Origin of the sequence: Lysinibacillus sp. FSL M8-0134 (genome assembly GCF_038069745.1) — a bacterium.
Classification (GTDB): Bacteria; Bacillota; Bacilli; order Bacillales_A; family Planococcaceae; genus Lysinibacillus; species Lysinibacillus irui.
Window position 1 is genome coordinate 679,399 of sequence record NZ_JBBPAJ010000001.1, and the last position, 25,627, is coordinate 705,025.

Consider the following 25,627-nt stretch of genomic DNA (forward strand, 5'->3'; position numbering starts at 1 on the left):
AACACATTAATTTTAATTCATCTTGCGTCCTTCCTTTTGTATGCGTTATAATTATGACCAGTTACTAATAATTGATAGTAAGAAAGCTGAGGGGTTGCTATATGAACGCAGGTATTATAGGAATAGGCAAATATGTTCCTGAGAAGGTCGTTACAAATTTTGATTTGGAAAAAATAATGGATACTTCGGATGAATGGATTCGTACTCGAACAGGCATTGAAGAACGTCATTTTGCGGCAGATGATCAGGAAACTTCAGATTTAGCAGTAGCTGCTGCTAAAGAAGCTATTGCAAAAGCGGGTATTACGCCTGAGGAAATTGGTTTAATACTTGTAGCAACTGTAACACAGGATCAAACTTTTCCAAGTGTAGCATGTATGGTTCAGGAACAACTCGGAGCAGTGAACGCTGCGGCGATGGATCAAGCTGCAGCATGTGCAGGATTTATATATAGCTTAGTGACAGCGAAGCACTTTGTAGAGGCAAATGCTTATAAATATGTCTTAGTAGTAGGTGTTGAAAAGCTGTCGAAAGTCATTGACTGGAACGATCGCAATACGGCTGTATTATTCGGTGATGGTGCGAGTGCAGCTATTGTTGGACCAGTATCTGAAGGCAGAGGTATTTTATCATTTGAACTTGGTGCTGATGGTACAGGCGGCAAGAATCTTTATTTAACAAAGCAAGACACGATTGCGATGAACGGTCGTGAAGTGTTTAAATTTGCTGTTCGTCAAATGGGTGAATCAGCGGTTAATGTGTTAGATAAAGCAGGATTAACAAAAGAAGACGTTGATTTTTTAGTGCCGCATCAGGCAAATATACGTATTATGGAATCTGCTCGTGAGCGATTAGAGCTACCACCAGAAAAAATGTCAAAAACGATTCATAAATACGGAAATACTTCCGCAGCTTCTATTGGTATTTCCTTGGTAGATGAGCTCGAAGCAGGTAAGATAAAAGAGGATGATTTATTAGTCCTTGTTGGTTTTGGTGGCGGCTTAACATGGGGTGCCGTAGCCATGAGATGGGGAAAATAAGAAGGAAAAATGCTTGAGGGGAGTAAGACAATGAGTAAACGACGAGTAGTAATTACAGGAATTGGCGCAGTTACACCACTAGGAAATAGCATCGAAGAAACATGGGCAAACATTAAAGCTGGTAAATCTGGTATTGGTGAGCTAACACGTTTAAATAAAGATCTTTTTGCAGCAAAAATTGCAGCAGAAGTGAAAGATTTTGATATTGAAAAATATATTGATCGTAAAGAAGCTCGTAAAATGGATCGTTTTACGCACTACGCGTTAGCGGCTTCAATTATGGCAATGGAAGATGCACAGCTAACAATTGATGAAGAGCTAGCTCCTCGTGCAGGTGTATGGATTGGCTCTGGAATCGGTGGTATGGAAACTTATGAACAGCAGTTTTTAACGTTCCAAGAGCGTGGCGCTAGACGTGTTAGTCCATTCTTCATTCCAATGATGATTCCTGATATGGCTTCAGGTCAAGTATCCATCCACTTTGGTGCGAAAGGTATTAACTCTTGTTCTGTAACGGCATGTGCTTCAGGAACAAACTCAATTGGTGATGCTTTCAAAGTAATCGAACGTGGAGATGCAGATGTTATGATTTCAGGTGGTGCTGAATCACCAATCGTAACAATGGCAGTAGCAGGCTTCTGTGCCAATACTGCTTTATCATTAAATCAAGATCCACAGGCTGCATGCCGTCCATTTGATAAAAATCGTGATGGTTTTATTATTGGAGAAGGTGCCGGTATTGTCATTTTAGAAGAATATGAACATGCAAAAGCTCGTGGTGCTAAAATCTATGCTGAAGTTTTAGGTTATGGTGCAACAGGAGATGCTCACCATATTACAGCTCCTGCTCCAGAGGGCGAGGGCGCAGCACGTGCGATGATGCAAGCATTGGAAGATGGTGGAGTAGAGCCATCACAAGTTGATTATATTAATGCGCATGGCACAAGTACGCCATATAATGACTTATTTGAAACGCAAGCGGTTAAAACTGCTTTTGGTGAGCATGCTTATAAGCTAGCGATGAGCTCAACAAAATCTATGACAGGTCACTTATTAGGTGCAGCTGGTGGTGTGGAAGCTATTTTCACAGCATTAGCCCTTAAAGAAGGTATCTTACCACCAACAATCAATTTAACGGATCCAGATCCTGAATGTGATTTAGATTATGTTCCAAATGAAGCGAGAGAAGCAACGATTCAATATGCAATGAGTAATTCTCTTGGTTTTGGTGGTCACAATGCAAGTCTTCTATTCAAAAAATATGAAGCATAATAGTATCTAAACTAGAAAAAACGTCAGCCAAATTTAAACGGCTGACGTCTTTTTTTATAGTTTTGTGAATACATGATAAGTAAGAAGAAATAGAAAGGATGCCTCTACTTATGTTTCGTCTCTTTTTATTTTTAGTAAGCTATGGCTTAATGATCCTCTCTGTAGGGAATCTCATATTGTATTTAAATTACCGTACGCTAGGTTATTCCTGGAAGGTTGTTTTTAAATTTATTTTTCAAACAACGGAATTTTATATGGCGATAGGGGCCTGCATCATCATATGCGCTGTCGTTCTTGATTTAGGCTTTGATCGTTCCACTGATAAGCTTTAAATTGTTAGCGACGCGCACGGCCTAAGCCCATTGCTTCTTCCATACGTTTTAAAGTGGCACTTGCAATGGCATTTGCTTTTGCTGCACCTTCATCTAGAATGGCATCTAATTCAGATGACTCTACTAAATGATAGAACTTTTCTTGAATAGGAGTTAGGTGTTCAATAACCGCTGTTGCAACACCTTGCTTGAATCCACCATAACCAATGCCTTCATATTTTTTCACTAAGTCATCAATAGATACACCTGAAATAGCTGATTCGATTGTCAATAAATTTGAAACACCTGGTTTATTTTCCACATCAAATGCTACAACACCGTCTGAATCCGTAACAGCTGATTTGATTTTTTTCTCAATTTCTTTCGCTGTATCAAGTAAGCGGATTGTTGCCTTTGTATTTGGATCCGATTTACTCATCTTTTTTGTTGGCTCTTGTAGTGATTTAATACGAGCGCCTGCTTTTGGTAATTGAATTTCTGGAATCGTTAGGACATCCCCGTAACGTTTGTTAAAGCGTTCTGCTAGGTCACGTGTTAATTCAATATGTTGTTTCTGGTCATCGCCGACAGGAACAATGTTTGTATTATAAAGTAGAATGTCTGCAGCCATTAACGGTGGGTATGTTAAAAGAGCGGCAGAGACGCTTTCCTTACCGTGTGACTTATCTTTAAATTGTGTCATACGTTCAAGCTCCCCAATTGAAGCCACACATTGTAACATCCATCCTGCCTGAGCGTGTGCAGGTACCTCTGATTGAATGAATAATGTAGATTTTTTAGGATCAATGCCAGTAGCGATATAGGTAGCTGCTAGCTTGCGAATGCTTTCGCGTAATTCCTTTGGATCTTGTGCCACAGTAATTGCATGCTGGTCAACGATGCAATAAATAGCGTTTCCTTCATCTTGTAATGCAGGGAATTGCTTAAATGCCCCTAAATAGTTCCCTAATGTTACGATTCCTGTAGGCTGTACGCCAGAAAAAATAGTTGTCATGAAAATTTCCTCCTCGAATTCAAGTTCCGCGGCTTTTAGCCAGCGGCGTAACTTTCATCATTCCACCGATTGATGAAAATAAAAAAACATCATGCGTCCTCATTAGATTTTTTCTAAAGAAGGGACGAATGATGTTTGAATCCGCGGTACCACCCAGCTTGCCTAAAAAGGCCACTCTGCTTCGTAACGTGAAGTGACGAGCTTTGCTAGTTGCTCAAGTAGCGTTCACAAAGCTAACTCGGAAGTCCATTCCACATGCCTCCACGATCTGTTTGCAGCGACCACAGACTCTCTAAACGTGAAATATGCATATGTACTACTCTTCGTCAGCGTTTTTCTCAATTCAAATTGTTTAAATTGATTTTATTGCAATGAATTATATTATAAAGATTCCATTGTGTAAAGTCAGACTTTTGACTGTGTTTTTTTTCATAAAAAAATTATATGCTTTTTCTGTTGTGTAATAATGTTATAAATTTATACTTTTTTATTAAAAATATGTTTCGCTGTACACACCAAATTGACAATTTTCTCGTTTAATTTTTATAAATGAGAACAACTAAGATACAAGCCTAGATGTTTAAAATGCATTGAAATTGGGAATGTTAATAGTAGCACATAAGATAGTAGAAAATACGCTACATTAAAAGATGTATAAAAAGAAAGAATATTTAGTTGTGGGTTCAGTCTTTTTTTATTGGAACTATATTCAAATACAGCGGAGTACTGTATAATGGTACTGTGTATTTTACTTTACATTAATTCTAATTTAACACTCTGGTTCTGGTTTTAGATAATAATTTCGAAATGAAAGGATGTGTCAGAATGATCGTAACCCTATTTACATCACCAAGTTGTACCTCTTGTCGTAAAGCGAAAGCTTGGTTAGAGGAGCACGAAATTCCATATACAGAACGTAATATATTTTCTGAGCCACTAAGTATTAGTGAAATTAAAAAAATTTTACGTATGACTGAAGACGGGACAGATGAAATTATTTCTACTCGTTCAAAAATATTCCAAAAATTAAATGTAGATGTTGAAAGTTTACCACTACAACGTTTATATGAATTAATTCAGGAGTATCCTGGTTTATTACGCCGACCAATCATTTTGGATGAAAAACGTCTCCAAGTTGGCTATAATGAAGATGAAATTCGTCGCTTCCTACCTCGTAAAGTTCGAGCATATCAGCTTCAAGAAGCGCAGCGAATGGTGAATTAAAACTATCCATTTTGAATAATATATGTAGTAGATGTTACAAATGTGGAATGCATGTTGTGACATCTATTTTTTTATGTTTTACTTATGTAAAACCTTCTATATGAAGTATAATAATTAATAGGAAAAGTCATATATTTCCGTTAAAGTATGTTAAACTTGATTTAAGTTAAATAGTTTACTACAATTTCAATAATTCAAATATCTTCTGTGAAACGGTGTATATCCTTTTCATTTTATGACAGAACAGCATACAATAGAGTTAGAGACAACTGTGAACAAAATAATCGATGTTTACGGTGTACTCGATGGTTTAACTGTAGTGTGGTCAAAGGTTGAAAAACAAATGCGGTATGAAGGTTAAAAACAAAGAATAAAAGCATACTAATGAAACAAAACTGTTTTTCGACATATGACAGTGAAGGGAGATGAGGTCTAGTGGACATCGAACGTGTAAATGAAAATACACTCAAGCTCTTTATTACGTACAATGATATAGAGGATCGCGGCTATAGTCGTGAAGAGATTTGGTACAATCGAGCAAAGGGTGAACAACTTTTTTGGGATATGATTGATGAAGTAAACACGGAGGATTATTTTGATGTAGAGGGTCCGATTTGGATTCATATCAATGCATCTGAAGTTGGCTTAGAAATCATTGTCACACGTGCACATATTTTAAAAGACGGTGAAACATTAGATGGTCATTCGAATTTTGATGAACACAAAGATATGTTTGCACCATTCGATGAAGTTGGGGAAGATCTTCTTAGCCAGCTAACTCAATTTGGTGACATGGATGAGTCAGAATTATTTATGGATACAGACATTTATGTTTATAAATTTAAAGATATTGATGAGTTAATCCCTGTCGCAAAACGAATGACAGACGAATTAGTGGATTCCTCATTATTCAAATATGAAGATTGGTACTATTTAGTTGTTGATTTTGGTAATGCAGATGAGGAGTTAAATCGTCATGATAGAAATGCGGTCATCAAAGAATTTTTAACACCATCCAATTTCACAATTCATCGTCTAGAGGAGTACGGTGAAAAGATAATGGAATTTAATTGCTTTGAAACAATCCGAAAATATTTTGCTTAAGCAGTGGATTACCTGATTTGTTAGACTGCAGTGAAACTCGTTCATGATCGAGTTTCACTGCAGTCCTTTTTTTATCCTTATAAATTTTTAGACCGCATTTCTTTAATTTCAAGAAAAACAGCTTATTTCTTTGTGATAGCCATTCCTCTCTACTATAGTTGGCTAAAAAGGAGCTGATTCGATGCTTATTGCTTATAACAATCAACAGCAACTATTTCTCCCATATCAATATACGAGGAAAGCTTTACAGCGATATAGGCGACAGATGAAATTTTTTTGTCCACAGTGTCTTGAACCTGTTCAATTGAAAATAGGTCACTCTAAAATTCCACATTTTGCCCACCTCACAAATAATAAATGTTCACAATTATTTTCAGAAGGGGAATCTAAGTTACATCTACAAGGTAAAATTCAATTATATGAATGGTTAAAAAAGCTTAAATATAAAGTGAAACTGGAGCCATTTTTAAATAAGCTTTCTCAGCGTCCAGATATACTTGTTACAATGGATGACAAGCATTTTGCTTTTGAATATCAATGTAGTACAATCCCCCACGAAATATGGGACCGACGAACAGAGGGTTATGAAAAAAATAGCATACAAGCAATTTGGCTTTTTCAAACGCCTCAAAGCAAAGATACTTTAAGTGGTATATGCAAAATTAGAATTCCTCCTTTGCTGCAAAAAGCGTTTATCTTGGACGCAGAAGAATTACCTTATTTAATAACCTATAACGCTAAGACAGCACATTTTATTTATTGGACGAATCTTCTTCCTATTCATGGGCATACTTTCATAGGCAAAGTACAAGTAATTCCAATCGATCAACAGCTCTTCCCTTTTTATCTACCCAAGCGTATTACCCAAGCAGAATTTCAACAATATTGGCAGCTGTATAAACATGCTTGTAGACAGTTTGCATACGGACGCCTTTTACATAGCAAAAAGGGTACGCAAGATTCGTTTTTACGGACCTGCTATGAGTTAAAGCTTTCTTTAACTGCTATGCCTTCTTACATTGGAATACCAGTAAAAGAAGGAGCAGCAATCTCTTTGTTTACAAGTGAATGGCAGACGATGCTGTTGCACTTTAGTAAACGACTAGGCATGCAGTCATATGAATTAGATAGGGACCTTATTCAGCAATTTTTAAGGGAGCACCAAATAGAAAGGACGGAACAGGCAATTAACGCTGTTCAGCATTACGGCCACTTCCTAAAAAACATAAAGCAAGGAAATCATTCGCAAGATATTTATAAGCAAGTGTATGCACATTTATTTGCAATTGTCGCAATATATTGAGAAAATATGAGAGTAAAAGGAAAAAAGCACATATTAAGGGGGCTGGCATACTTGGCTAGTAATAGTAATAAAGTTTTGGTAAGAAATGAAGTACCAGAAGAATTAACTTGGCGTTTAGAGGACATCTTTGCAACTGATGCAGCTTGGGAAGAGGAGTTTAAGGAGGTTGCAGAGCTTGCTAAACAAGCATCTAGCTATGCAGGTACTTTAAACAATGGAGCAGAGGCATTATTAGCGGCTTTACAGTATCACGATCATCTTTATGGACGTGCCATGAAGCTCTACACATATGCTCACATGCGTTACGATCAGGATACGGCAAATGGCTTTTATCAAGATATGAATAGCCGTATTCAAACATTGGCAACTAGTATCTCAGCTGGCCTAGCGTTTTTAACACCAGAGATTCTGTCTTTAAGTGAAGAAACAATTGAAAGCTACCTAGCAGAAAATCAAGATTTACAATTATATAAGCAATCTTTAAAAGAAATTACCATGGCACGTCCACATGTACTACCAGCTGAACAAGAGGCATTGCTAGCTCAAATGTCTGAGGTTACTGGTACAGCTTCCAATGCATTCGGCATGTTAAATAATGCCGATATGGTTTTCCCTCATGTGAAAAATGAAGAGGGCGAAGAGGTACAGCTTACACATGGTAACTATATCAAGTTTTTGGAGAGCAAGGATCGCTCTGTACGTGAGGGTGCGTTTAAAGCCATGTACGAAACTTATGGTAAATTTAAAAATACGTTTTCAGCCACATTAACTGGTAATGTAAAGAAGCATAATGTAAACGCTCGTATTCGTCATTATGATTCTGCTCGCCATGCAGCGATGTCTAATAATTTCATTCCACAAAATGTTTATGATCAGTTAATTGAAACGATTCATAAGCATTTACCAGCAATGCAACGTTATATTTCATTGCGTAAGAAGTTATTAGGTGTGGATGAATTGCATATGTGGGATTTATTTGCTCCTCTTGTTAAAGAAGTGGAAATGAAGGTTACTTATGATGAGGCGAAAGATATTTTAGTGAAAGCATTAGCACCATTAGGTGAGGAATATCAAAGCATCGTCCAAAACGGCTTGGATAATCGTTGGGTAGATGTTTTAGAGAATAAAGGTAAACGAAGTGGAGCCTATTCATCAGGTGCATATGGTACGAATCCGTATATTTTAATGAATTGGCAAGACAATGTAAATAATCTATTTACATTAGCACATGAATTTGGCCATAGTGTTCATAGTTATTATTCACGAAACAATCAGCCATTTGTATATGGAGACTATTCAATCTTTGTGGCAGAGGTTGCTTCTACATGTAATGAGGAGCTATTGAATGACTATTTACTGAAAACAATTGATGATCCTCAACAAAAGATATACTTACTAAATCATTGGTTAGATGGTTTTAGAAGTACGGTATTCAGACAAACAATGTTTGCGGAGTTCGAACATCTTATTCACCAAATGGATAAAAATGGTGAGTCATTAACGGCAGATCGTTTAACTGAAGTTTATTATGAATTAAACAAAAAGTACTTTGGTGATGATATTGTTGTGGATGAGGAAATTGGTTTAGAGTGGGCACGTATTCCACACTTCTACTATAATTACTATGTATATCAATATGCGACGGGTAAATCAGCCGCTACAGCGTTAAGTAAACAAATTTTAGAGGAGGGTCAACCAGCTGTAGAACGTTATATTAATAACTTCTTAAAAGCAGGATGCTCTGATTTCCCAATTGAAGTACTAAAGGCTGCAGGTGTAGATATGAACGTTGCTAAGCCAATTGACGATGCATGTAAGGTTTTTGAAGAGCGTTTAACTGAATTGGAAAAATTATTGTTAAATAATTAATTAAAAGGACTGTAGGAATATTCCTATAGTCCTTTTTTAGTTATTGTCATTGTAATTTGAAATAAAAGAATAATGATTTTTTTTGATTTATAAACAGTTTAAAAGTGTGCATGTTGGATAAATACTGTTTGTAATCGCTTTCTATTTGACAAATTTGTGAATCTACTATTAGTTTCATTGCTAAATATATTATTCCATGATAGAGTAATTCTTGTGAAATAAATCACAAAACAAACATACACCCCTTTGTTTGAACGTGAACATTTCTCCCATCCCCTTTGTGAAAAAGAAGCGTCTCTATCGGTCGAGGATAGAGGCGCTTCTTTGTTTTTTGAGTAATTAAAAGCAACAGGGACCCCATTATAAATTAGTGGAGTCCCTTCCTTGTTGCTTATTGTATTATTTAAGACGCCATAACGTAGCGTGAGTTGTCTGAATTCGTTCAAGTTTTTGTTGTAGCATGCGTTTCTTTAGTTCACGCTCTGCTGCTTGCTCTGTTAATGAATAGATAAAAGCTATTTCATTTGTAGAAAGAGTATGGAATTTAGAAAATAAGTCCTCTATTGATGGTAATGGCTGGCGTACAAGTTGTTCGCTCAGCATTTCTTGTAAAATATGTTCATAAACTTCATAGGAATAGCTGCCACTAACTTTAAGCCCCTCATCTTCAATACATTCATTGAAAAATACGATGCTTGGCACTTCGTCAACTTCCATTTCACGTTTAATATATAAATCGCATTGGAAGGCTCGTGCTGCTTCCTTTGAGCCAAAGTCTACAGTGAACTCATTCATATCAAGCTGAACATCCTCTGCAATTTTTAAAAGAGTAGCATAGGAGTTTACATCTTGATGGCTTAATAAAACATATTCTTGTAGTTTCGATAAATAGCGTGCACCTGCACGTTTTCCCTGTAATTCAGCTGCTTTAATCGCAATAGAAGGTAACACAGGGTGATTAATATCAAGTTCGATCCCTGAAATACAACCTTTGACACGCTTACTTAAGCAGTTTAATGAAGTAAGCTCTGTGCTTAAAACATAGCGCCATGTAAAATAATGGTTGTATTCAAGCTGTAATTTACGAAGAGTCGCTTGCATACTGAAAGCTTCAGGGCAAAGTGGATCTACGAAAATATACAATTCAATTGGCTTATTAGCAGTAGAAATCGTTGGCGTCGGCTCTTGTAGCATTTGAATATTATTCACGTAACAATTCCCCCTCATCGTCATTAGGCGTATTAACCATGTGATGAGCTGTTAATACTAAACGTTGATAATAAGTTTCACGGAACTTCCCTTCCAAACCTACCTCATCCATTGCTTCTGACATACACTCTAGCCAAGCTTGAGCGCGGTCAGGTGTAATCGGAAAATTCATGTGACGTGCACGCATCATTGGATGTCCATGTTCTTCAGTAAAAAGATTGGGTCCACCTAAATACTGTGTTTGAAATTGAATTTGCTTACGGGCTGTCTCTGTCAAATCCTTTGGAAAGATTGGAATAAGATCAGGATGCTGAGCAACTCTTTTATAGAACGCATGAATAAGTTCTTCCAGTTTTTCAGCTCCCAGCTCCTCATAAGGAACAGTGTATTTTCGACTCATAAGTTATATGCTCCTTTAATTCTTTATATCGTAAAGTATCATTTTTTCTGATCCAACAAATGTTTTTGTACCTAATGCGAAGCGTCAGGCACAGAAGACTATGAATGCTTGTTTTATCAGCGAGGCAAATTGATATACTTCGTCATCAGTAAAATGTGAATTTCTTGTGACTACCTTCATTCTATCAACGTCTTTTCGTTAACACAAACAAAGAGCTCTTTCGAATTGTTGTTCGCTAAAAAAGCACAAATTTCACCACAGAGGGTGAAATTTGTTGGAAAAGGCATAGAGAACAGGGAATATGCGGTTTACACCGTAAAGTAATTCATCACTTTTTTGACATAATTCTGTGTTTCCTTGAAAGGAGGGATACCTCCATATTTTGTAACACGTGATGCGCCAGCATTGTAGGCAGCTAATGCAAGTGTAGGATCATTATTAAATTTATCTAGCATTTGACGCAAATATTTCGCTCCAGCCATAATATTTTGTTCTGGGTCAAAAGCGTTTGTCACGCCTAAATATTGAGCAGTTGTAGGCATTAATTGCATTAAGCCTTGTGCTCCCGCATGGCTTACTACGGTTGGATTAAAATTAGATTCTTGTTTTATAACAGCTGCAATAAGCTTTGCAGGTACTTGATAAGTAGCAGCTGCTTTTTCAATAATAGCGGCATACTGATTAGCTCCTGCTAGTGAATTGGCATAAGCGGTAGAGCCTATTACATCATCGGAAACATAGGAATCAAGCTTTTTACTAGTAGATGTGTTAGCTAATGCATGTTTGACGGATTCAGGGATAAAAACAGCATTAGAGCCTTGGTAAAGCAATGATTCCAATGGACTTGATTCGGACGTATTTGCTAGCATTGCCAGCTGATTGACGAAATCTGAATTATTAGCTGTCCCTGTTGCAAGCAAGCTAGATAATTTGGCATTGCTTGCAGTCGAGGCATTTCCTAATAACTCATTGATCATGTCAGAAAAAATAGAATTATTGTCAGTCAGGTTGTTTGGTGATGAATTTTCAGCAGCGCCAAGTGTTTGCAATGCTTGAATTTCTAGTAAAGATTTTAGTGATTGAATATCCAAGGAGTTAGTCACCTTCCGTTATATTTATACTATTATGAATTTTGTGCTTGTAGGGCCTTCATAAAGCGCGCTATTTTTTTATCTGTAGCTTGTTTTTTAATTCCGTATTGTTGTAAAAATTCGTCGAAAATTGTATTTCCTTTTATTGCATCTTTTGCTTCATATTCTACCTCATAATCGTCACACTGCAAATAGTAAGAATGGTCAAAAACGAGAAGTCCCTCTTTATAAGGAATTTCGACACGATCCGTAGTGAGAGAACCAAAAACCTGTAATTGTTCCAAAGGAATTTGATAGAAGTCCAATCTTTTAGCTACCTCTATGGCGTAAAACCCTTTGCCATCTAGCATTTGCTGTGCTTGTGCTGCTGTAAGTTCATCCGTCGTTTCAAGATGAGCGTGCTCGGCATTTTTCTCTTTGAGGGTACATTCATAATAATCACCAATTTGTCTAATACGCAGTCCACTCTGTAGTTTGCGAATAGCCTGAGTTGGTGTGTCAAAATAATGATTTGTTTGTCGATGAATAGCATTTTGACTAATGTGGAAGTCTTCTAATAACTGCTCATATTGTTGTTTTGTTAATAGATTTTTAAATTCAATTTCAATCTCTTGTGTCATTTATATTCACCTATTTATTTTTTTATTTTTCATTCGTTGTTTCGCTTGAATTAATATTTACACACTGCAACTATTTACCCTGTGTGATAAAATAAGAGGAAGAGTACAACGAAAAGGGGAACCGCAGTGCGTAAAATTTATACAATAGAAACATCGAATTTTGAACAAGATCAACTTCATTTTAGTTTAAACGACAATGAAGTAAATTTACAGTTAAAACCTGCTGGACAACTCATTGCAGATTCAGATGACTTTGCATTTATTTATTTACTTGATGCAGGTGAAGACTATCATTACTTGCGTTTTCCGCCGAGTAGTTGGGAGAATCTTGTACATATTTTACAAAAAAAGAAAAATCCAATACTACGAATAGGGAAAGAAACGATTGAACTGACAAATTTTTACGAAGAATTGGAAATGCTCGTGTATAATATTGAAGGAAATTTCAATTACGGGGCAGAATTTGTCCAAGCGGTGGAACAACACTTCAAGACAATTCTCGCTGAATAGAAAGACAAAACGAACAGACGGTGATGTTCGACCGAATGTCGGGAGGTTTTTACAATGGGACAATGGGAAATATTTTTAAGTCCTTATAAACAAGCAGTAGACGAATTAAAAGTAAAATTAAAGGGCATGCGTTCTCAATTTGGAATTGTGAATACCAATTCTCCAATTGAATTTGTAACTGGACGTGTAAAGCCCTTAGCAAGTATATATGATAAAACGTTAGAAAAAGGATTAGCTTTTGAACCTTCTAAACAACTTGGTGATGAACTTGGCGATATTGCTGGCCTTCGTATTATGTGTCAATTCGTTGATGATATTGCAACGGTAACAGAGCTTATTCGTCAGAGGAAAGATATGCGTGTAGTAGAAGAACGTGATTATATTACACATAATAAACCAAGTGGGTATCGCTCTTATCATATGATTGTTGAATACCCGGTTGAAACGATTCAAGGGAAAAAAGTAGTATTAGCTGAAATTCAAATACGAACACTGGCCATGAATTTCTGGGCATCTATTGAGCATTCTTTAAATTATAAATATAAGGGCATGTTCCCAGAGGAAATTAAAAACCGCCTGCAAAGTGCAGCCGAGGCAGCATTTCGATTGGATGAGGAAATGTCATCAATTCGTAGTGAAATTCAAGAGGCACAGGCTTACTTTAGTGAATACAAAGAGGCATCGAATCCTAATTTACTATCGGAGAAGGAGCGTGACGCACAATGAAGTTTTCGATACAATCACGTAGAGATGCACAATCCAATGAGCTAATGGAGCTAGCTAAAACCTATTTACAGGACTTTGGCTTAACATATGATGAGGAAACACCAGAAATCGTAGTTTCTATTGGAGGAGACGGTACGCTGTTGCATGCCTTTCATCGATATTCTCATTTATTAGATCAAGTAGCCTTTGTAGGTATTCATACGGGTCATTTAGGGTTTTATGCGGATTGGAAGCCATCAGAGTTAGAAAAGTTAGTTTTGTCCATTGCTAAAAAAGACTTTAATGTTGTAGAGTATCCACTGCTAGAAGTAAAGGTAGAGCATCATAATGCTGAATCCAACACGTATCTTGCTTTAAATGAAGCAACGGTCAAATCGCCAGATGTAACACTTGTTATGGATGTCGAACTCAACGGTAATCAGTTTGAGCGTTTCCGTGGAGATGGTCTTTGTGTGTCAACTCCTTCTGGTAGTACAGCTTATAATAAAGCGCTCGGTGGGGCGATTATCCATCCTACGTTAGCGGCACTGCAGATCACAGAAATTGCGTCGATTAATAATCGTGTGTTTCGGACTGTTGGTTCACCATTAATTTTACCAGCGCATCATCATTGTGTCTTACGTCCAGTAAATGATCAGAATTTTAATATGACCGTTGATCATTTACAAATTACACAAGGTGATGTGAAGGCCATTGTATTTAATGTAGCAAATGAAAGAGTACGCTTTGCTCGTTTCCGCCCCTTCCCATTTTGGGAACGTGTGCATGAGTCCTTCGTCGCGAATGAGTAAGATGGATACAAGATTTAAACTACGCTTTATTGCTAACAAAAAGGGCCAATTATTACGAGAAGCTCTTCAAGAATGGCGTATTTCTAAGCGAGCTTTAACCGCCATTAAATTTGATGGCGGCTTGTTGACTGTGAATGGTGTTGAACGTAATGTAAGACATGTTCTTGATATTGGTGATTGTGTGGAAGTGACCTTTCCCCCTGAGGAAAGAAGTGACGGGCTTGCTATTGAAAATGGTGATTTGACCATCGTATATGAGGATGACGCAATCCTCGTCCTTGATAAACCAGCTCATCAAAGTACGATACCCTCACGAGAGCATCCAACCAATAGCATTGCAAATGTAGTTTGTGGTTATTTTCAGCAACAAGGATTAGCTTCCACTGCTCATATTGTCACAAGGTTAGACCGAGATACATCAGGCTTACTCTGTATTGCCAAGCATGCACATATTCATCATTTAACGGGGCTTGCTCAACGTCATGGTCAAATTTCAAGACAATATGAAGCCATTGTGCATGGACATGTTGTACAAGATGTCCAATCAATTGTGGCCCCTATTGGACGCAAAGAAACCAGTATTATTGAGCGAGAGGTACGTCAAGATGGGCAATATGCACATACTGATGTAACGGTGTTAAAAAGGTTTTATTTTAATAATGAACCAATGACACATATAAAGCTTCGACTCCATACAGGACGTACGCATCAAATTCGTGTTCATATGTCTTATTTAGGATATCCACTTATTGGAGATGAACTTTATGGAGGAAATCGCCAATATATTGGCCGCCAAGCATTGCATTGTGTGTCTTTAGATATGGAGCATCCTTTAACAAATCAAACATTAAAGTTCTCAAGTTTGCTCACTGAAGATATGCAAAGATTGCTAAATGAATCTTCCGCTTAAATTAATGACATAAGGAGATGTTCGCACAACGGGCATCTCCTTCATTTTTGCTATAGAATTAGGATGGAGAGATTTTCTTTACATCTTTTTCATAAATAAATGACAAATATAAGGTATAGTAATATAGAAATCTTCACTTTTTTAGGGGCAATATCCAATTTCAAGGAAGTTCATGAAAATACGCATTGAAAAGATATAAAAAAGGGTTTGCAGAAAGGGTATAATACCCTCTATTATATAGAAGGTAGATTTACGGCATTGCCCGTAAAATGATTGAAAGCTCGGAAGGAGGGGACAAGCATGATAGAGGAAAGAAATGAAAAGGATGATGTGCAATTTGATGAGGCACATCTACGAGAAATGCTCGAAGCACATAATATTGACGCATTCCGTGATGAGTTTTTAGAACTTCATCCATATGATCAGGCAACGTTTTACGAAAAGGTGGAACCTGATATAAGGAAGATTATCTATTCGTTCTTGTCTCCGACGGAAATGGCTGATATTTTTGAGGCAATCGATATCGAAGATGATGAGTATAAAGCATATCTTGCTGAAATGGATCCTTCATATGGTGCAGAAATGCTTTCTCATATGTATGCTGATGATGCGGCTGATGTCTTGAATGAACTGGATATGGCCCAACGCGAAAGTTATTTAGAAATGATGGATGAGGAAACGGCTGAAGAAATTAATGAGCTACTAAGCTATGATGAATATACAGCTGGTTCTATCATGACCACTGAATATGTCGCTATACCAGAAAATTCAACCGTACGTTCAGCGATGGCCATTTTACGTAAAGAGGCACCAGATGCAGAAACTGTTTATTATATTTTTGTAGTAGATGAAGAACACCGTTTGACAGGTGTTATCTCATTACGTGATTTAATCATTGCTGATGAGGATACACTTATTCGTTCCATTATGAACGAACGTGTTGTCATGGTACATGTAGGTGATGACCAAGAAGAGGTTGCACAAATTATGAAGGATTATAATTTCTTAGCAACACCGGTTATTGACGATAAAGGTGAACTTCTTGGTATTATCACAGTTGATGATATTATTGATGTTATTGATGAAGAAGCGTCGGAGGATTACTCAAAATTAGCCGGTATTTCGGATATGGATAAGTTTGATGTAACTCCATTCCAAGCAGCTAGAAAACGTCTGCCTTGGTTAGTGGTACTACTGTTTTTAGGTATGCTTACGGCCAATTTAATGGGCCAATTTGAGGATACTTTAGATAAAGTAGCTTTATTAGCTGTCTTTATTCCGCTAATTTCAGGGACTTCCGGAAATAGTGGAACACAAGCATTAGCTGTAGCGATCCGAGGTATTGCCACAGGAGACGTGGAGGAACATAGTAAATTTAAGTTACTACTTCGTGAAGCGGGTACAGGCTTAATGTCTGGTATTGTTTGTGGATTAATTGTTATTGGTATCGTTTATTTTTGGAAACATGAACTCGTTCTAGGAATGCTAGTAGGAGCAGCCCTTTGTGGATCCATTTTAGTAGCGACATTAGCAGGCTCATTTATACCGTTGTTAATGCATCGTTTGAAAATAGATCCAGCGGTAGCATCAGGGCCGTTTATTACAACTTTAAATGATATTACAAGTATTTTGATTTACTTAGGGCTAGCGACAGTTTTCTTAAGTCAAATAGGCTAAGAACCAATTTGCTTACTTCCGCATATTGTATGGAAAAAAGGGAAGTGAGTAAAGTGGATCGAGAACCACGCTTGTTTATAAAATCACCATCATATTTTTTAAATATTTCTAAGGTGTTACATGAACTTGATTTGGATGAAAGTACATCTGTATATGTAAAGGATCACATTTTCGAAGAGGAAACAGTTGAAGAAAAAGAAGATGTAGTAGAAGATGTACAAATTGATCCGTATTTACTGAAACAACTCCAATTTTTAGAAAAGCCATTTCGTCAGAGAGCCTACCAGCCATTATTAGTTTGTTTAAAGGATGGTAGAAAATTAACTGGTACTGCTTCAGATGTACAGAGTGATTCTTTAATGCTGACGTCATTAGAATTAAAATCACAGGAAATCATTTATTTTGAAGATATACAACAAATACTTTGGCGTGGAAGAAAGTTGCCAACATTATAAAAAAAGTGTACAGCAGAGGATGCTGTACACTTTTTTTATGTGTGTGTGTCAAAGGTGAAAGAATTAGTCACAAATCCCTAAGTCAACATCAGCGATACATTGTACAGCGCAGAAGCAAGATAAATCTACAGTAATACAGCTATCTGTTGAGTTCCAGTCATCTACTTTACAGATTTTCTTCATGTTTACGCAACAGCCGTCACGACTTAATAAGTCTACTGTACTTTCACTAGAGTCAAATGTACATAATGGCTCTAAAACACGTAAAGTCGCACAGCACTCATCAAACATATCTTCTACGCGGAAGAATACGGATGTACAGATACAAGGATCTGCTGTTGGTGAATTAAAGAATGCTTTGAAAGGAGTACCATCTTTTGTAATTAACATGAATACACGTGTATCTGCTTGTGAGCGTGCAGGACTAACAATCCCGCCTAGTGGTTCTAAGAAACAGTTAGCTGTACATGGAGAACACTCATCTCGCACCGCTTGATTTTGAATATCTAAAATAGCGCGAACTACGTCACAAACGCAGCCTGCTGAATGGATTGGTCCAATAGGATTTGTTGGCTTACCACAACCCATATTGTCACCTCCTTTCCTCGTTACTACTTCTACAATATGTACTTTTGAAAATTGGACTCGGGCTTTCGTATATATCTTCGTATGAATAGTTTTTTTATGTGTGGAGAAACTGTAAAGAAAAGGAGGGTAAAACTTGAGGCTACTAAGAATGTCGTTACCTCTTTTAGTCGTTTTATCACTATTAAATGGTTGTGCTGAAAAAGAAAAATTTATTGTCTATGGATCACTACAAAATGAAAGTGAAGTCGAAGCCCTTATTAAAGAGGAAGACTATGTCGATCGTTCAACAGTTATCCAATATGACGATAGTATGCTTGTTGCAGTACAAATTAAACCATGGGAAAAGTGGAAAAAGACTAAGTTAGAGAAAAAGCTACAAAAGAAGTTTGATGAGAAATATCCAAACAAAGAGGTGTTTGTCTCAGCTGATTATAAAATTTTTTATGAAGCCAATAAAATAAAAAAGGATCAGATTGAAGATAATAAATTGAGCGATAAAATTACAGAACTTAAGGAGCTTGCAAAGGAGGAGACCTAAATGGAAAAAGAGCAATATCAACAGTTAGAGCAAAATGTTACGCCAAAGCCTCCCTATTTAAAGAATGTAGCAAAGGCATTCTTTGTTGGTGGTTTTATATGTGTAATTGGTCAAGCTGTGTCCCTTTTTTATATTATTTTCTTCAATTTTACAGAAGCGACAGCAGGAAATCCAACTGTTGCAACAATGGTGTTTTTTGCCATGATTTTAACAGGTCTTGGCCTTTATAAAAAAATTGGTCAATTTGCTGGGGCTGGAACGGCTGTACCTGTCACGGGCTTTGGTAATGCCGTTATCTCGGCAGCTATCGAACATCGATCAGAAGGGCTCGTCCTAGGAGTAGGCGGAAATTTATTTAAATTAGCAGGGTCAGTCGTATTATTTGGGGTAGTATCTGCTTTTTTCGTAGCCCTCATTAAATATATCCTTGTGACGATAGGAGTGGTTTCATGGTAATCGTTTTTCAATCGAAGCCATCTCTATTAGCTGGTGGTGTTGTAGCTGGTCCTTTAGAGAACCGGAGTATTTTTAGTCAGTATTTCGACTCCGTCTATGATGATGAACGCTGGGATATGAAAACCAATGAACAAGGTCATCGCAAAATGATCGAAGAGGCCTGTGAATTTGCTATGAAGAAGATTGGTGTACAAAAAGGAGAAATCGATTATTTCATGGGTGGAGATTTGGTCAATCAAATGACGCCAACCAATTTTGCAGCAAGAGATTTAGAAATCCCTTTTATTGGATTGTTTTCTGCCTGTGCCACATCCGTATCTTCAGTGATTATTGCGTGTCTGTTAACAGAGATGGGAGCTGCTAATTTTTCACTAGCGGGTGCCTCTAGTCAGCATAATTCAATTGAACGTCAATTCCGCTATCCTATCAATTATGGTGCACAAAAGCCAAAAACTGCTCAATGGACTGTAACAGCTGCTGGCTATGCGCTCATCGGTAAGCATCGTGAGGAGTATCCTACAATAGAAGCAGCAACGATTGGAAAATCAGTAGACTATGGTATGGATGATCCTTTTCATATGGGCGCAGCAATGGCACCAGCTGCCTTCCAAACTATTCAATCTCACCTACAGCAAAGAAACCAAAAAATTTATCATTATGATTTAATTTTAACCGGTGATTTGGGTCAGCTTGGTTTAAAACTATTGAAGGGAATGCTTGTTGAAAACGGTGTGAAGAATGAAGAGCTAACGTTATTACGTGATGCAGGTGCCGAATTTTATGGACAAGATGAGGCATTCCAATCTGGTGCAAGTGGGGCAGGCTGTTCAGCAGCTGTTTTTTTTAGTTATGTTATTCAACAATTGCGTGCAGGCAGCTATAAGCGAGTATTACTTGTCGCAACAGGAGCGTTATTATCTCCATTATCGTATCAGCAAGGTGAAACCATCCCCTGTACAGCACATGCGATAGAAATTACGATGAAATGAGGCAAAAACTATGGTAATGACATTTGTATTTGCATTTATTGTTGGAGGCATTATTTGCGTCATTGGCCAATTATTAATGGATGTTGGCAAATTAACCCCAGGGCATACACTCAGCACATTAGTTGTTGTTGGGGCCATATTAGATGGTATGGGCCTATATGAGCCATTGATCAATTTTGCTGGTGCAGGTGCGACAGTGCCTATTACTTCCTTTGGTAATTCTTTAACACATGGGGCATTAGCTGAGGCAGAAAAACATGGACTGGTGGGTGTATTAACAGGAATGTTTGAAGTAACAAGCTCGGGAATCAGCGCAGCTATTGTTTTTGGCTTTATTGGTGCATTAATTTTTAAACCAAAAGGAAATATTGACTAGACGAATACCCCTCCCATTTTTACAACCGAAACATATTATAGGTTGTAGAAGGGAGGGGTGCTTTTATGGGATATCAAGGCTGGTGCTCACAACCGTATGGAAATAATGTTGGTGGCTGGAATAATAGCTATTGTGGGGGTTACTCTGGAGGCGGAGGCAACAACTATGGCTATGGTTCTACATTCGTTCTAATTGTTGTCCTATTTATTCTATTAATTATTGTTGGCGCTACTTATATCTAATTTGATAAACATATAGTTAAGGCTTTAACTTTTATTTAGTGGGAGCTTAAAACTAAATAAAGTTAAGGCCTCCACCATTTGTGAAATGTTTCGTGCAAGATGCAAGGTCAATTTGTGTTTAATGATAGGAGGGAAAACATGCATCGCTCGTTTTTTAATTCGATTGAGCAAAAAACAGGTGTATCGATGGATGAAATTTTCGCATTAGCCAATGCCATTCAACATGCGGATTTTACCAATGAAAAGCAAGTAAGAAAAATTGTACGACGTGTTGCTAAAATATCTAATAGATCCATTACTCAAGAGTTAGAAGATAAATTAGTGCAATCTATTATTCAAGATGGTGGATCACTAGATTTCGATAAAATCACTAGAATGATGAAGTAGCGCATGGCATATCTACTTGGCAAAGCAGCTTGTTACGATAGAGTAGATAAATGGTGGCAAGCGAATTCGTCTCTTTATAAAAAATGGTGTTACGATAAATGCAAAAGTGCATATCGTAACACCATTTCAACTTGCTAGGTACTAAAAAAAGCAGGATGGCACCTCTGGCCGATTGTAACAGAGAGATTGATTAAATTAATTTCTCCATTGCACGATGTGGAATGCCTGCATCCATAAATTCAGGAGAGGTTACCGTATAGCCAAGCTTTTCGTAGAAGGGAATCGCATAGCTTTGGGCATGAAGCTTTAAAGTTTTTTTATTAATGGAAATGGCATGTTTCTCCATTTCATTCATAATTAATGCTCCTAATTTTTTGCCGCGCTGAGATTGTAAAATACAAACACGTTCAATTTTAGCTGTAGTATTGTCAATACTACGTAAACGTGCTGCTCCGACTGGTTCATCATGATTATACATAATGAAATGTGTTGCTGTTGCATCCTCTGCATCACATTCTAGATGAAGCGGAACACCCTGCTCCTCAACAAAAACTTTTTTACGAATAGCGAAGGCATCATCGTATTCGTGCTTTGTTTCAACAATTTTAACGTTATACAATCATCACTCAGCTCCAGACAAACGGAATGTTTCGTATGTTGTCCATGAACCATCTTCTAATTGGTATAAAAGATGAATGCGATCAATTGTATCCTTTTCATCAACGCCAGTCATGCGTAATTGTCCGAAGATGTCGTCATGCTCGGAGTCTGACATTTTTTGAGCGATTGTAATATGAGGAACAAATACATGTTTCGTTTCCCCATAAGGGATTTTCTCTTGCAGAGCATGTTGGAATGCTGCTAATTGTTCAGTTGGTTCAATGCGGAAGTAAATTGCATTGGTTGTAGGGAAAAACGAACTTATGCGAGATGCATGAATGTTTAATGGTGCATATTTAGCAGCAAGTTCATCTAATTGCTTGACGATGGTTTGAATCTCTTCTTCAGACGCATCGAAGCTATCCTTTAACGTTATATGCGGTGTAATCTTCGCATAGTGTGGATCATATCGTTTGCGATAAGTGTTCGCTAAATCTTGCAATTTTTTTGATGGAAATGCCACAATACCGTACTTCATAGTCCATAACCTCCCGAAAATAAACAATTTTTCTATTTAAGTATAACAGAAATTTCAGTTTTCGTAATTTTAATCACCCAATATTAATTGAAATTTTCAATTAATGCACGGCGAAGGTCTGGTTTCCAGTATTTCCATGTATGATTGCCGTCGAACTCATCATAAAATGTAGTAAACCCTTTCCGAATCATTAGCTCATGCAATTGACGATTAGGTGTTAAAAAGTCTTTGATCGTTTTATCCATTGTTACAACCTGATCTTCACCTTTACCTACGATATGGTAGATAGAAATAGAGCCTGGATCTTTAAAATTTTCTACAGCCTTTAATACATCTTCGTCCACATATGGTGATTGTAGTATGACTTTGCCGAAGATACTTGGGTATTTTAGGGCAGCCATTAAGGAAGCCGTAGCGGCCATAGAATCACCAATTACACCACGACTCATACCCATCTGGTAAGTAGCATATTCACTGTCTAAATAGGGTACTAGCTCATGCGCTAAAAAGCGTAGATAGGCTTCGTGTTGCACACCGCTTGGAATATATTTATGACGTCGATCTTTAATATCTTTGTAAGGAACAAAAGCTATAATTAAATTTTCGATTTCATAGTCATCAATCAGTTCATCAGCTAGCTTTGTAATGCCGCCAAGTTGGAAATAATCTTTACCATCTGATGCGATTAAAATATTGTATTTATAAAGTGGAGAATAATTTGCAGGAACATAAATATAGAGCTGTAATTCTTCCTGTAATGCTTCACTATAAAATGTTAAATCCTGTACTGTTCCCTTATCCAATGATGACACTCCTTCTTATGTTTGTAACAAAATTGTACCATATTACGAAAGTAAAGGTATAATAGGTTGGGCTAGCGTTATACTAGCAATAAAATCGAAATGAGGGTTAATTATGCATAATAAAAGTATACGTGTGCACTCTGACGAAGTAGCGAAGGCAGCTCAAGCCGCGTTAATTCGTAGAGGTGTAGCGATAGAGGATATCGCACAAATTGTTTACGAAATGCAAAAAACCTATAATGAAGGTTTAACATTGGAGCATTGTGTTCATTCTGTTGAGCGTGTATTACGTAAACGAGAAGTGCAACATGCTTTACTAGTAGGAATTGAATTAGATGAACTAGCAGAAAAGAAATTATTATCTTCACCACTACAACAAATTATAGAATCAGATGAAGGGTTATTTGGTGTAGACGAAACAATTGCCCTAGGATCCGTTTTTACATATGGCAGCATTGCAGTTACCACTTTCGGCCATTTAGACAAGCAAAAAGTAGGGATTATCAAAAAACTCGATACAGAACCTGGACATCACGTTAATACATTTTTAGATGATTTAGTTGGCAGTATAGCAGCATCAGCGGCTTCTCGAATTGCGCACCGTATGCGTGACTTAGAAGAAGAGGGCGAAACATTTGCTGATATCGAGCCGGAAGAGCTAGGTCCAAAACCAAAATCACATAACGAAATATAAAAGAGTTTCTTCTATAATAAAAGGAGCCTTCTCACATTTTGAGAAGGCTCCTTTAGTATGCGATATTGACTTACTTTTTATCGTTATACGCTTTTACAAATTCTTTTACTTTTTCACTATCCGCTTCAAGTTTCAAGCCAGTATCAATTAATGGAGAAACTGTAGATACAGCTGGTTTTTTATTGCCTTGGTAATAGCTAATGAATTCATCTTGGTTAATGGAGTATAGAATCGCTTTACGTAAATCTGCTGAATCAGAAACTGCACGTCCAGAAGTATTCATTTGTAAGTAAGCTACTGCATTACTATCTGCTGTATTTAATGTTAATTTAGCATCTGATTTAACTATATCCAGTTTTGTTTCTGGTACTGTTTGAAGAACATGAATTTCACCATTGCGTAATGCAGATAGAGCACTATCAACATCAGAAATAAAACGGACATTGATTTTAGCAATTTTTGGCTCATATTCACTGCCAGCACGGTAAGCAGGGTTTTTCACAAATTGTGCTTCATAATCGTTTTTCTTTACTAAAATATATGGTCCACTTGCATATAGCTGGTTGTTGAATGTTGCTGAACCTTCCGTGACAGTAGCTTGATCACCATAGGCAATGTCTTTGTCAGGGTCGTAGCTAGCCACATCGTACGTATTAATACTTGTTACTTGTTTTTCAGATACAATACCACCAGATTGGTGTGCTAAATAATTTAACACTTGAGGGAATGGTGTTGGTGTTGTAATTTTGACAACTTGATATGCACCTGCCGCGTTATTTACAGCCCCTTTATCCTTTGCTAACTGGGCAACAGAAGCAGGTAAGTTTTGAGATAATGCTTCTAAAACGGATTGCTCAGAGCCTGCTACCTTTTTATTTTGTAATTCAGTTAAATTAGAAACGATTTCAACTGTTTCAATGTTTTCGTGAATGCTATAAGTACGATGATCTGGTACTGAGTTTGCATCTTTTGCACGGTTTAATGAGAAGACCACATCTTCAGCCGACACTAATTCGCCCGTATCAACTGCTGCACCTTCCTTGACAGCTGCAAAATTAATATCATCGCGTAAAATAAAGTAATATTCTTGATTACCTTCAGCCATTACATGGTTATACGATAATGAACCATCTGAAACAACTTCATCAGAGTCTGTTAAGTTAACTAAACGAACATACATATTTGTATTTAATGTGTTGATGGAACCATCATTCCCTTTAATTGGATCAAGTGAAGTTAGAGAATTAATTGTTTGGTGTAAAATTAAAGGTTCTGTCGCATTTTTAGATGCATCATTAAATTCGATTTGTTCCCATACTTGTGCACGAGATTTTGGTAAATGAACCGTTTTAGGATTTACTAGTTCAGAGTAAATACCTTGATACTTATTGGAAATATATAAAGGTGCAATATAAGCTTGATCGAAAACTAATAATTGCTCTAAATCTTTATATTTAGCTGCTGCTTCCTCGCCTGTTAAAGTGCTCGCTTCATCGATTAAAGCATCTAATTTGGAGTCGGCTACAACACTGTAATCCCCACCAGTTTTAAATAAACCACGAACAGCATAGTCAGGGTTCCCTGTAACTGTCGTCCAGCTTGAGAGTGCCAGATCATAGTTCCCAGCTTCTTTTTGAGCTGAGAATGAGCCGTAGTCTGGTTGAATATTTAGTTTCACATCAAAGCCATTTTTAACTAATTGGTCGCGGACAATATTCATATCTTCTTCAGAGGCTGCCATTCCTAATACTTCAATAGCAACCTTGCCATTGCTCTTGTCACTATCTTTTGAATCTTTACTGCCTTCTACGTCAGTTTTTGTTTGTACGCAGCCAGCTAAAGCTAGTACTGCAACGAATAAAAATACAAGTAATTTCTTCATTGTTACC

At 37.2% G+C, this 25,627-nt stretch carries 30 protein-coding genes and 1 other annotated feature; of the genes, 20 read left to right on the forward strand and 10 right to left on the reverse strand.

Going from position 1 to position 25,627, the window contains the following annotated elements; translation table 11 throughout:
- The first annotated feature begins 101 nt into the window (after positions 1-101).
- From MKY49_RS03345 to MKY49_RS03355, 3 genes are all read left to right on the forward strand, one after another.
- Complete coding sequence (locus MKY49_RS03345) at positions 102-1,040, forward strand: beta-ketoacyl-ACP synthase III (protein ID WP_313469404.1); 939 nt, start codon at positions 102-104, stop codon at positions 1,038-1,040.
- A 30-nt stretch (positions 1,041-1,070) separates the two neighbouring features.
- Complete coding sequence (gene fabF, locus MKY49_RS03350; RefSeq protein ID WP_274795691.1) at positions 1,071-2,312, forward strand: beta-ketoacyl-ACP synthase II; 1,242 nt, start codon at positions 1,071-1,073, stop codon at positions 2,310-2,312.
- Positions 2,313-2,422: 110 nt separating this feature from the next.
- Positions 2,423-2,644: a hypothetical protein gene (locus MKY49_RS03355; RefSeq protein WP_274795692.1), complete on the forward strand. Its 222-nt coding sequence runs from the start codon at positions 2,423-2,425 to the stop codon at positions 2,642-2,644.
- A gap of 4 nt (positions 2,645-2,648) precedes the next feature.
- Here the strand turns inward: MKY49_RS03355 and trpS are convergent, their stop codons facing one another.
- Positions 2,649-3,638 (reverse strand): tryptophan--tRNA ligase, encoded by a 990-nt coding sequence (trpS, locus tag MKY49_RS03360; protein ID WP_274795693.1) that lies wholly within the window; start codon positions 3,636-3,638, stop codon positions 2,649-2,651.
- A gap of 117 nt (positions 3,639-3,755) precedes the next feature.
- Positions 3,756-3,977, reverse strand: a binding site (T-box leader).
- A gap of 489 nt (positions 3,978-4,466) precedes the next feature.
- Between trpS and spxA the strand changes: the two genes are divergently transcribed.
- The 4 genes from spxA to pepF all read left to right on the forward strand — a co-directional run bounded on the left by spxA (position 4,467) and on the right by pepF (position 9,138).
- Positions 4,467-4,862, forward strand: a complete 396-nt coding sequence (gene spxA / locus MKY49_RS03365; protein WP_025116803.1) for a transcriptional regulator SpxA — start codon at positions 4,467-4,469, stop codon at positions 4,860-4,862.
- A gap of 435 nt (positions 4,863-5,297) precedes the next feature.
- The gene (gene mecA, locus MKY49_RS03370) at positions 5,298-5,966 is read left to right on the forward strand and encodes an adaptor protein MecA (protein ID WP_274795694.1); all 669 of its coding nucleotides are present in this window, start codon (positions 5,298-5,300) and stop codon (positions 5,964-5,966) included.
- Positions 5,967-6,147: 181 nt separating this feature from the next.
- A complete protein-coding gene (locus MKY49_RS03375) occupies positions 6,148-7,269 on the forward strand; it encodes a competence protein CoiA (protein ID WP_341385625.1) in 1,122 nt (373 codons plus the stop codon).
- A 51-nt stretch (positions 7,270-7,320) separates the two neighbouring features.
- Complete coding sequence (gene pepF / locus MKY49_RS03380; RefSeq protein ID WP_341385626.1) at positions 7,321-9,138, forward strand: oligoendopeptidase F; 1,818 nt, start codon at positions 7,321-7,323, stop codon at positions 9,136-9,138.
- Positions 9,139-9,537: 399 nt separating this feature from the next.
- Here the strand turns inward: pepF and MKY49_RS03385 are convergent, their stop codons facing one another.
- The 4 genes from MKY49_RS03385 to MKY49_RS03400 all read right to left on the reverse strand — a co-directional run bounded on the left by MKY49_RS03385 (position 9,538) and on the right by MKY49_RS03400 (position 12,458).
- Positions 9,538-10,347, reverse strand: coding sequence for a DsbA family protein (locus tag MKY49_RS03385; RefSeq protein WP_274795697.1), 810 nt, complete (start codon positions 10,345-10,347; stop codon positions 9,538-9,540).
- Positions 10,340-10,747, reverse strand: coding sequence for a globin domain-containing protein (locus MKY49_RS03390; RefSeq protein ID WP_012292959.1), 408 nt, complete (start codon positions 10,745-10,747; stop codon positions 10,340-10,342). The genes MKY49_RS03385 and MKY49_RS03390 overlap by 8 nt, the downstream gene beginning before the upstream one ends.
- Positions 10,748-11,055: 308 nt before the next feature.
- Positions 11,056-11,838: a lytic transglycosylase domain-containing protein gene (locus MKY49_RS03395; protein WP_274795698.1), complete on the reverse strand. Its 783-nt coding sequence runs from the start codon at positions 11,836-11,838 to the stop codon at positions 11,056-11,058.
- A 32-nt stretch (positions 11,839-11,870) separates the two neighbouring features.
- On the reverse strand, positions 11,871-12,458 hold the full coding sequence (locus tag MKY49_RS03400; protein WP_274795699.1) for a CYTH domain-containing protein: 588 nt from the start codon (positions 12,456-12,458) through the stop codon (positions 11,871-11,873).
- Positions 12,459-12,584: 126 nt separating this feature from the next.
- Here MKY49_RS03400 and MKY49_RS03405 point away from each other — a divergent pair, with 126 nt between their 5' ends.
- The 6 genes from MKY49_RS03405 (at position 12,585) to MKY49_RS03430 (ending at position 17,527) form a co-directional block, all read left to right on the forward strand.
- Positions 12,585-12,968 carry a UPF0738 family protein gene (locus MKY49_RS03405; RefSeq protein WP_274795700.1) on the forward strand — a complete coding sequence of 128 codons (384 nt, stop codon included), beginning with the start codon at positions 12,585-12,587 and terminating at the stop codon, positions 12,966-12,968.
- A gap of 54 nt (positions 12,969-13,022) precedes the next feature.
- Positions 13,023-13,694: a GTP pyrophosphokinase gene (locus MKY49_RS03410; RefSeq protein ID WP_341385627.1), complete on the forward strand. Its 672-nt coding sequence runs from the start codon at positions 13,023-13,025 to the stop codon at positions 13,692-13,694.
- Complete coding sequence (locus tag MKY49_RS03415; RefSeq protein WP_274795702.1) at positions 13,691-14,485, forward strand: NAD kinase; 795 nt, start codon at positions 13,691-13,693, stop codon at positions 14,483-14,485. The genes MKY49_RS03410 and MKY49_RS03415 overlap by 4 nt, the downstream gene beginning before the upstream one ends.
- Before the next feature lies 1 nt (position 14,486).
- Positions 14,487-15,395, forward strand: a complete 909-nt coding sequence (locus tag MKY49_RS03420) for an RluA family pseudouridine synthase (protein ID WP_312505135.1) — start codon at positions 14,487-14,489, stop codon at positions 15,393-15,395.
- A 300-nt stretch (positions 15,396-15,695) separates the two neighbouring features.
- Entirely contained in the window at positions 15,696-17,072 is a 1,377-nt protein-coding gene (gene mgtE, locus MKY49_RS03425; RefSeq protein ID WP_312504826.1) for a magnesium transporter, read from the forward strand.
- A gap of 53 nt (positions 17,073-17,125) precedes the next feature.
- On the forward strand, positions 17,126-17,527 hold the full coding sequence (locus MKY49_RS03430; protein ID WP_312504825.1) for a hypothetical protein: 402 nt from the start codon (positions 17,126-17,128) through the stop codon (positions 17,525-17,527).
- A 63-nt stretch (positions 17,528-17,590) separates the two neighbouring features.
- On the opposite strand, the gene MKY49_RS03435 is transcribed toward MKY49_RS03430, so the two are convergent.
- A complete protein-coding gene (locus tag MKY49_RS03435) occupies positions 17,591-18,115 on the reverse strand; it encodes a CotY/CotZ family spore coat protein (RefSeq protein ID WP_008174263.1) in 525 nt (174 codons plus the stop codon).
- 133 nt (positions 18,116-18,248) lie between these two features.
- Here MKY49_RS03435 and MKY49_RS03440 point away from each other — a divergent pair, with 133 nt between their 5' ends.
- The 6 genes from MKY49_RS03440 (at position 18,249) to MKY49_RS03465 (ending at position 21,103) form a co-directional block, all read left to right on the forward strand.
- The gene (locus MKY49_RS03440) at positions 18,249-18,653 is read left to right on the forward strand and encodes a YhcN/YlaJ family sporulation lipoprotein (RefSeq protein ID WP_274795706.1); all 405 of its coding nucleotides are present in this window, start codon (positions 18,249-18,251) and stop codon (positions 18,651-18,653) included.
- Positions 18,654-19,109: a stage V sporulation protein AC gene (gene spoVAC, locus MKY49_RS03445; protein ID WP_274795707.1), complete on the forward strand. Its 456-nt coding sequence runs from the start codon at positions 18,654-18,656 to the stop codon at positions 19,107-19,109.
- Positions 19,103-20,098, forward strand: a complete 996-nt coding sequence (locus MKY49_RS03450; protein WP_274795708.1) for a stage V sporulation protein AD — start codon at positions 19,103-19,105, stop codon at positions 20,096-20,098. The genes spoVAC and MKY49_RS03450 overlap by 7 nt, the downstream gene beginning before the upstream one ends.
- A 16-nt stretch (positions 20,099-20,114) precedes the next feature.
- Complete coding sequence (gene spoVAE, locus MKY49_RS03455) at positions 20,115-20,474, forward strand: stage V sporulation protein AE (protein ID WP_274797271.1); 360 nt, start codon at positions 20,115-20,117, stop codon at positions 20,472-20,474.
- Positions 20,475-20,539: 65 nt separating this feature from the next.
- A complete protein-coding gene (locus tag MKY49_RS03460; RefSeq protein WP_274795709.1) occupies positions 20,540-20,716 on the forward strand; it encodes a YjcZ family sporulation protein in 177 nt (58 codons plus the stop codon).
- A 138-nt stretch (positions 20,717-20,854) separates the two neighbouring features.
- Positions 20,855-21,103 carry a stage VI sporulation protein F gene (locus MKY49_RS03465; RefSeq protein WP_274795710.1) on the forward strand — a complete coding sequence of 83 codons (249 nt, stop codon included), beginning with the start codon at positions 20,855-20,857 and terminating at the stop codon, positions 21,101-21,103.
- Positions 21,104-21,293: 190 nt separating this feature from the next.
- Here MKY49_RS03465 and MKY49_RS03470 read toward each other — a convergent pair whose 3' ends face one another.
- From MKY49_RS03470 to MKY49_RS03480, 3 genes are all read right to left on the reverse strand, one after another.
- Positions 21,294-21,722 (reverse strand): GNAT family N-acetyltransferase, encoded by a 429-nt coding sequence (locus MKY49_RS03470; protein ID WP_274795711.1) that lies wholly within the window; start codon positions 21,720-21,722, stop codon positions 21,294-21,296.
- A gap of 3 nt (positions 21,723-21,725) precedes the next feature.
- The gene (locus tag MKY49_RS03475) at positions 21,726-22,241 is read right to left on the reverse strand and encodes a YjcG family protein (RefSeq protein ID WP_274795712.1); all 516 of its coding nucleotides are present in this window, start codon (positions 22,239-22,241) and stop codon (positions 21,726-21,728) included.
- Between the two features lie 83 nt (positions 22,242-22,324).
- Positions 22,325-23,044 (reverse strand): alpha/beta hydrolase, encoded by a 720-nt coding sequence (locus tag MKY49_RS03480; protein WP_274795713.1) that lies wholly within the window; start codon positions 23,042-23,044, stop codon positions 22,325-22,327.
- 112 nt (positions 23,045-23,156) lie between these two features.
- Between MKY49_RS03480 and MKY49_RS03485 the strand changes: the two genes are divergently transcribed.
- Complete coding sequence (locus MKY49_RS03485) at positions 23,157-23,738, forward strand: phosphatidylglycerophosphatase A family protein (RefSeq protein WP_274795714.1); 582 nt, start codon at positions 23,157-23,159, stop codon at positions 23,736-23,738.
- A gap of 70 nt (positions 23,739-23,808) precedes the next feature.
- On the opposite strand, the gene MKY49_RS03490 is transcribed toward MKY49_RS03485, so the two are convergent.
- Positions 23,809-25,620 carry an ABC transporter substrate-binding protein gene (locus tag MKY49_RS03490; protein WP_341385629.1) on the reverse strand — a complete coding sequence of 604 codons (1,812 nt, stop codon included), beginning with the start codon at positions 25,618-25,620 and terminating at the stop codon, positions 23,809-23,811.
- Positions 25,621-25,627 lie beyond the last annotated feature (7 nt).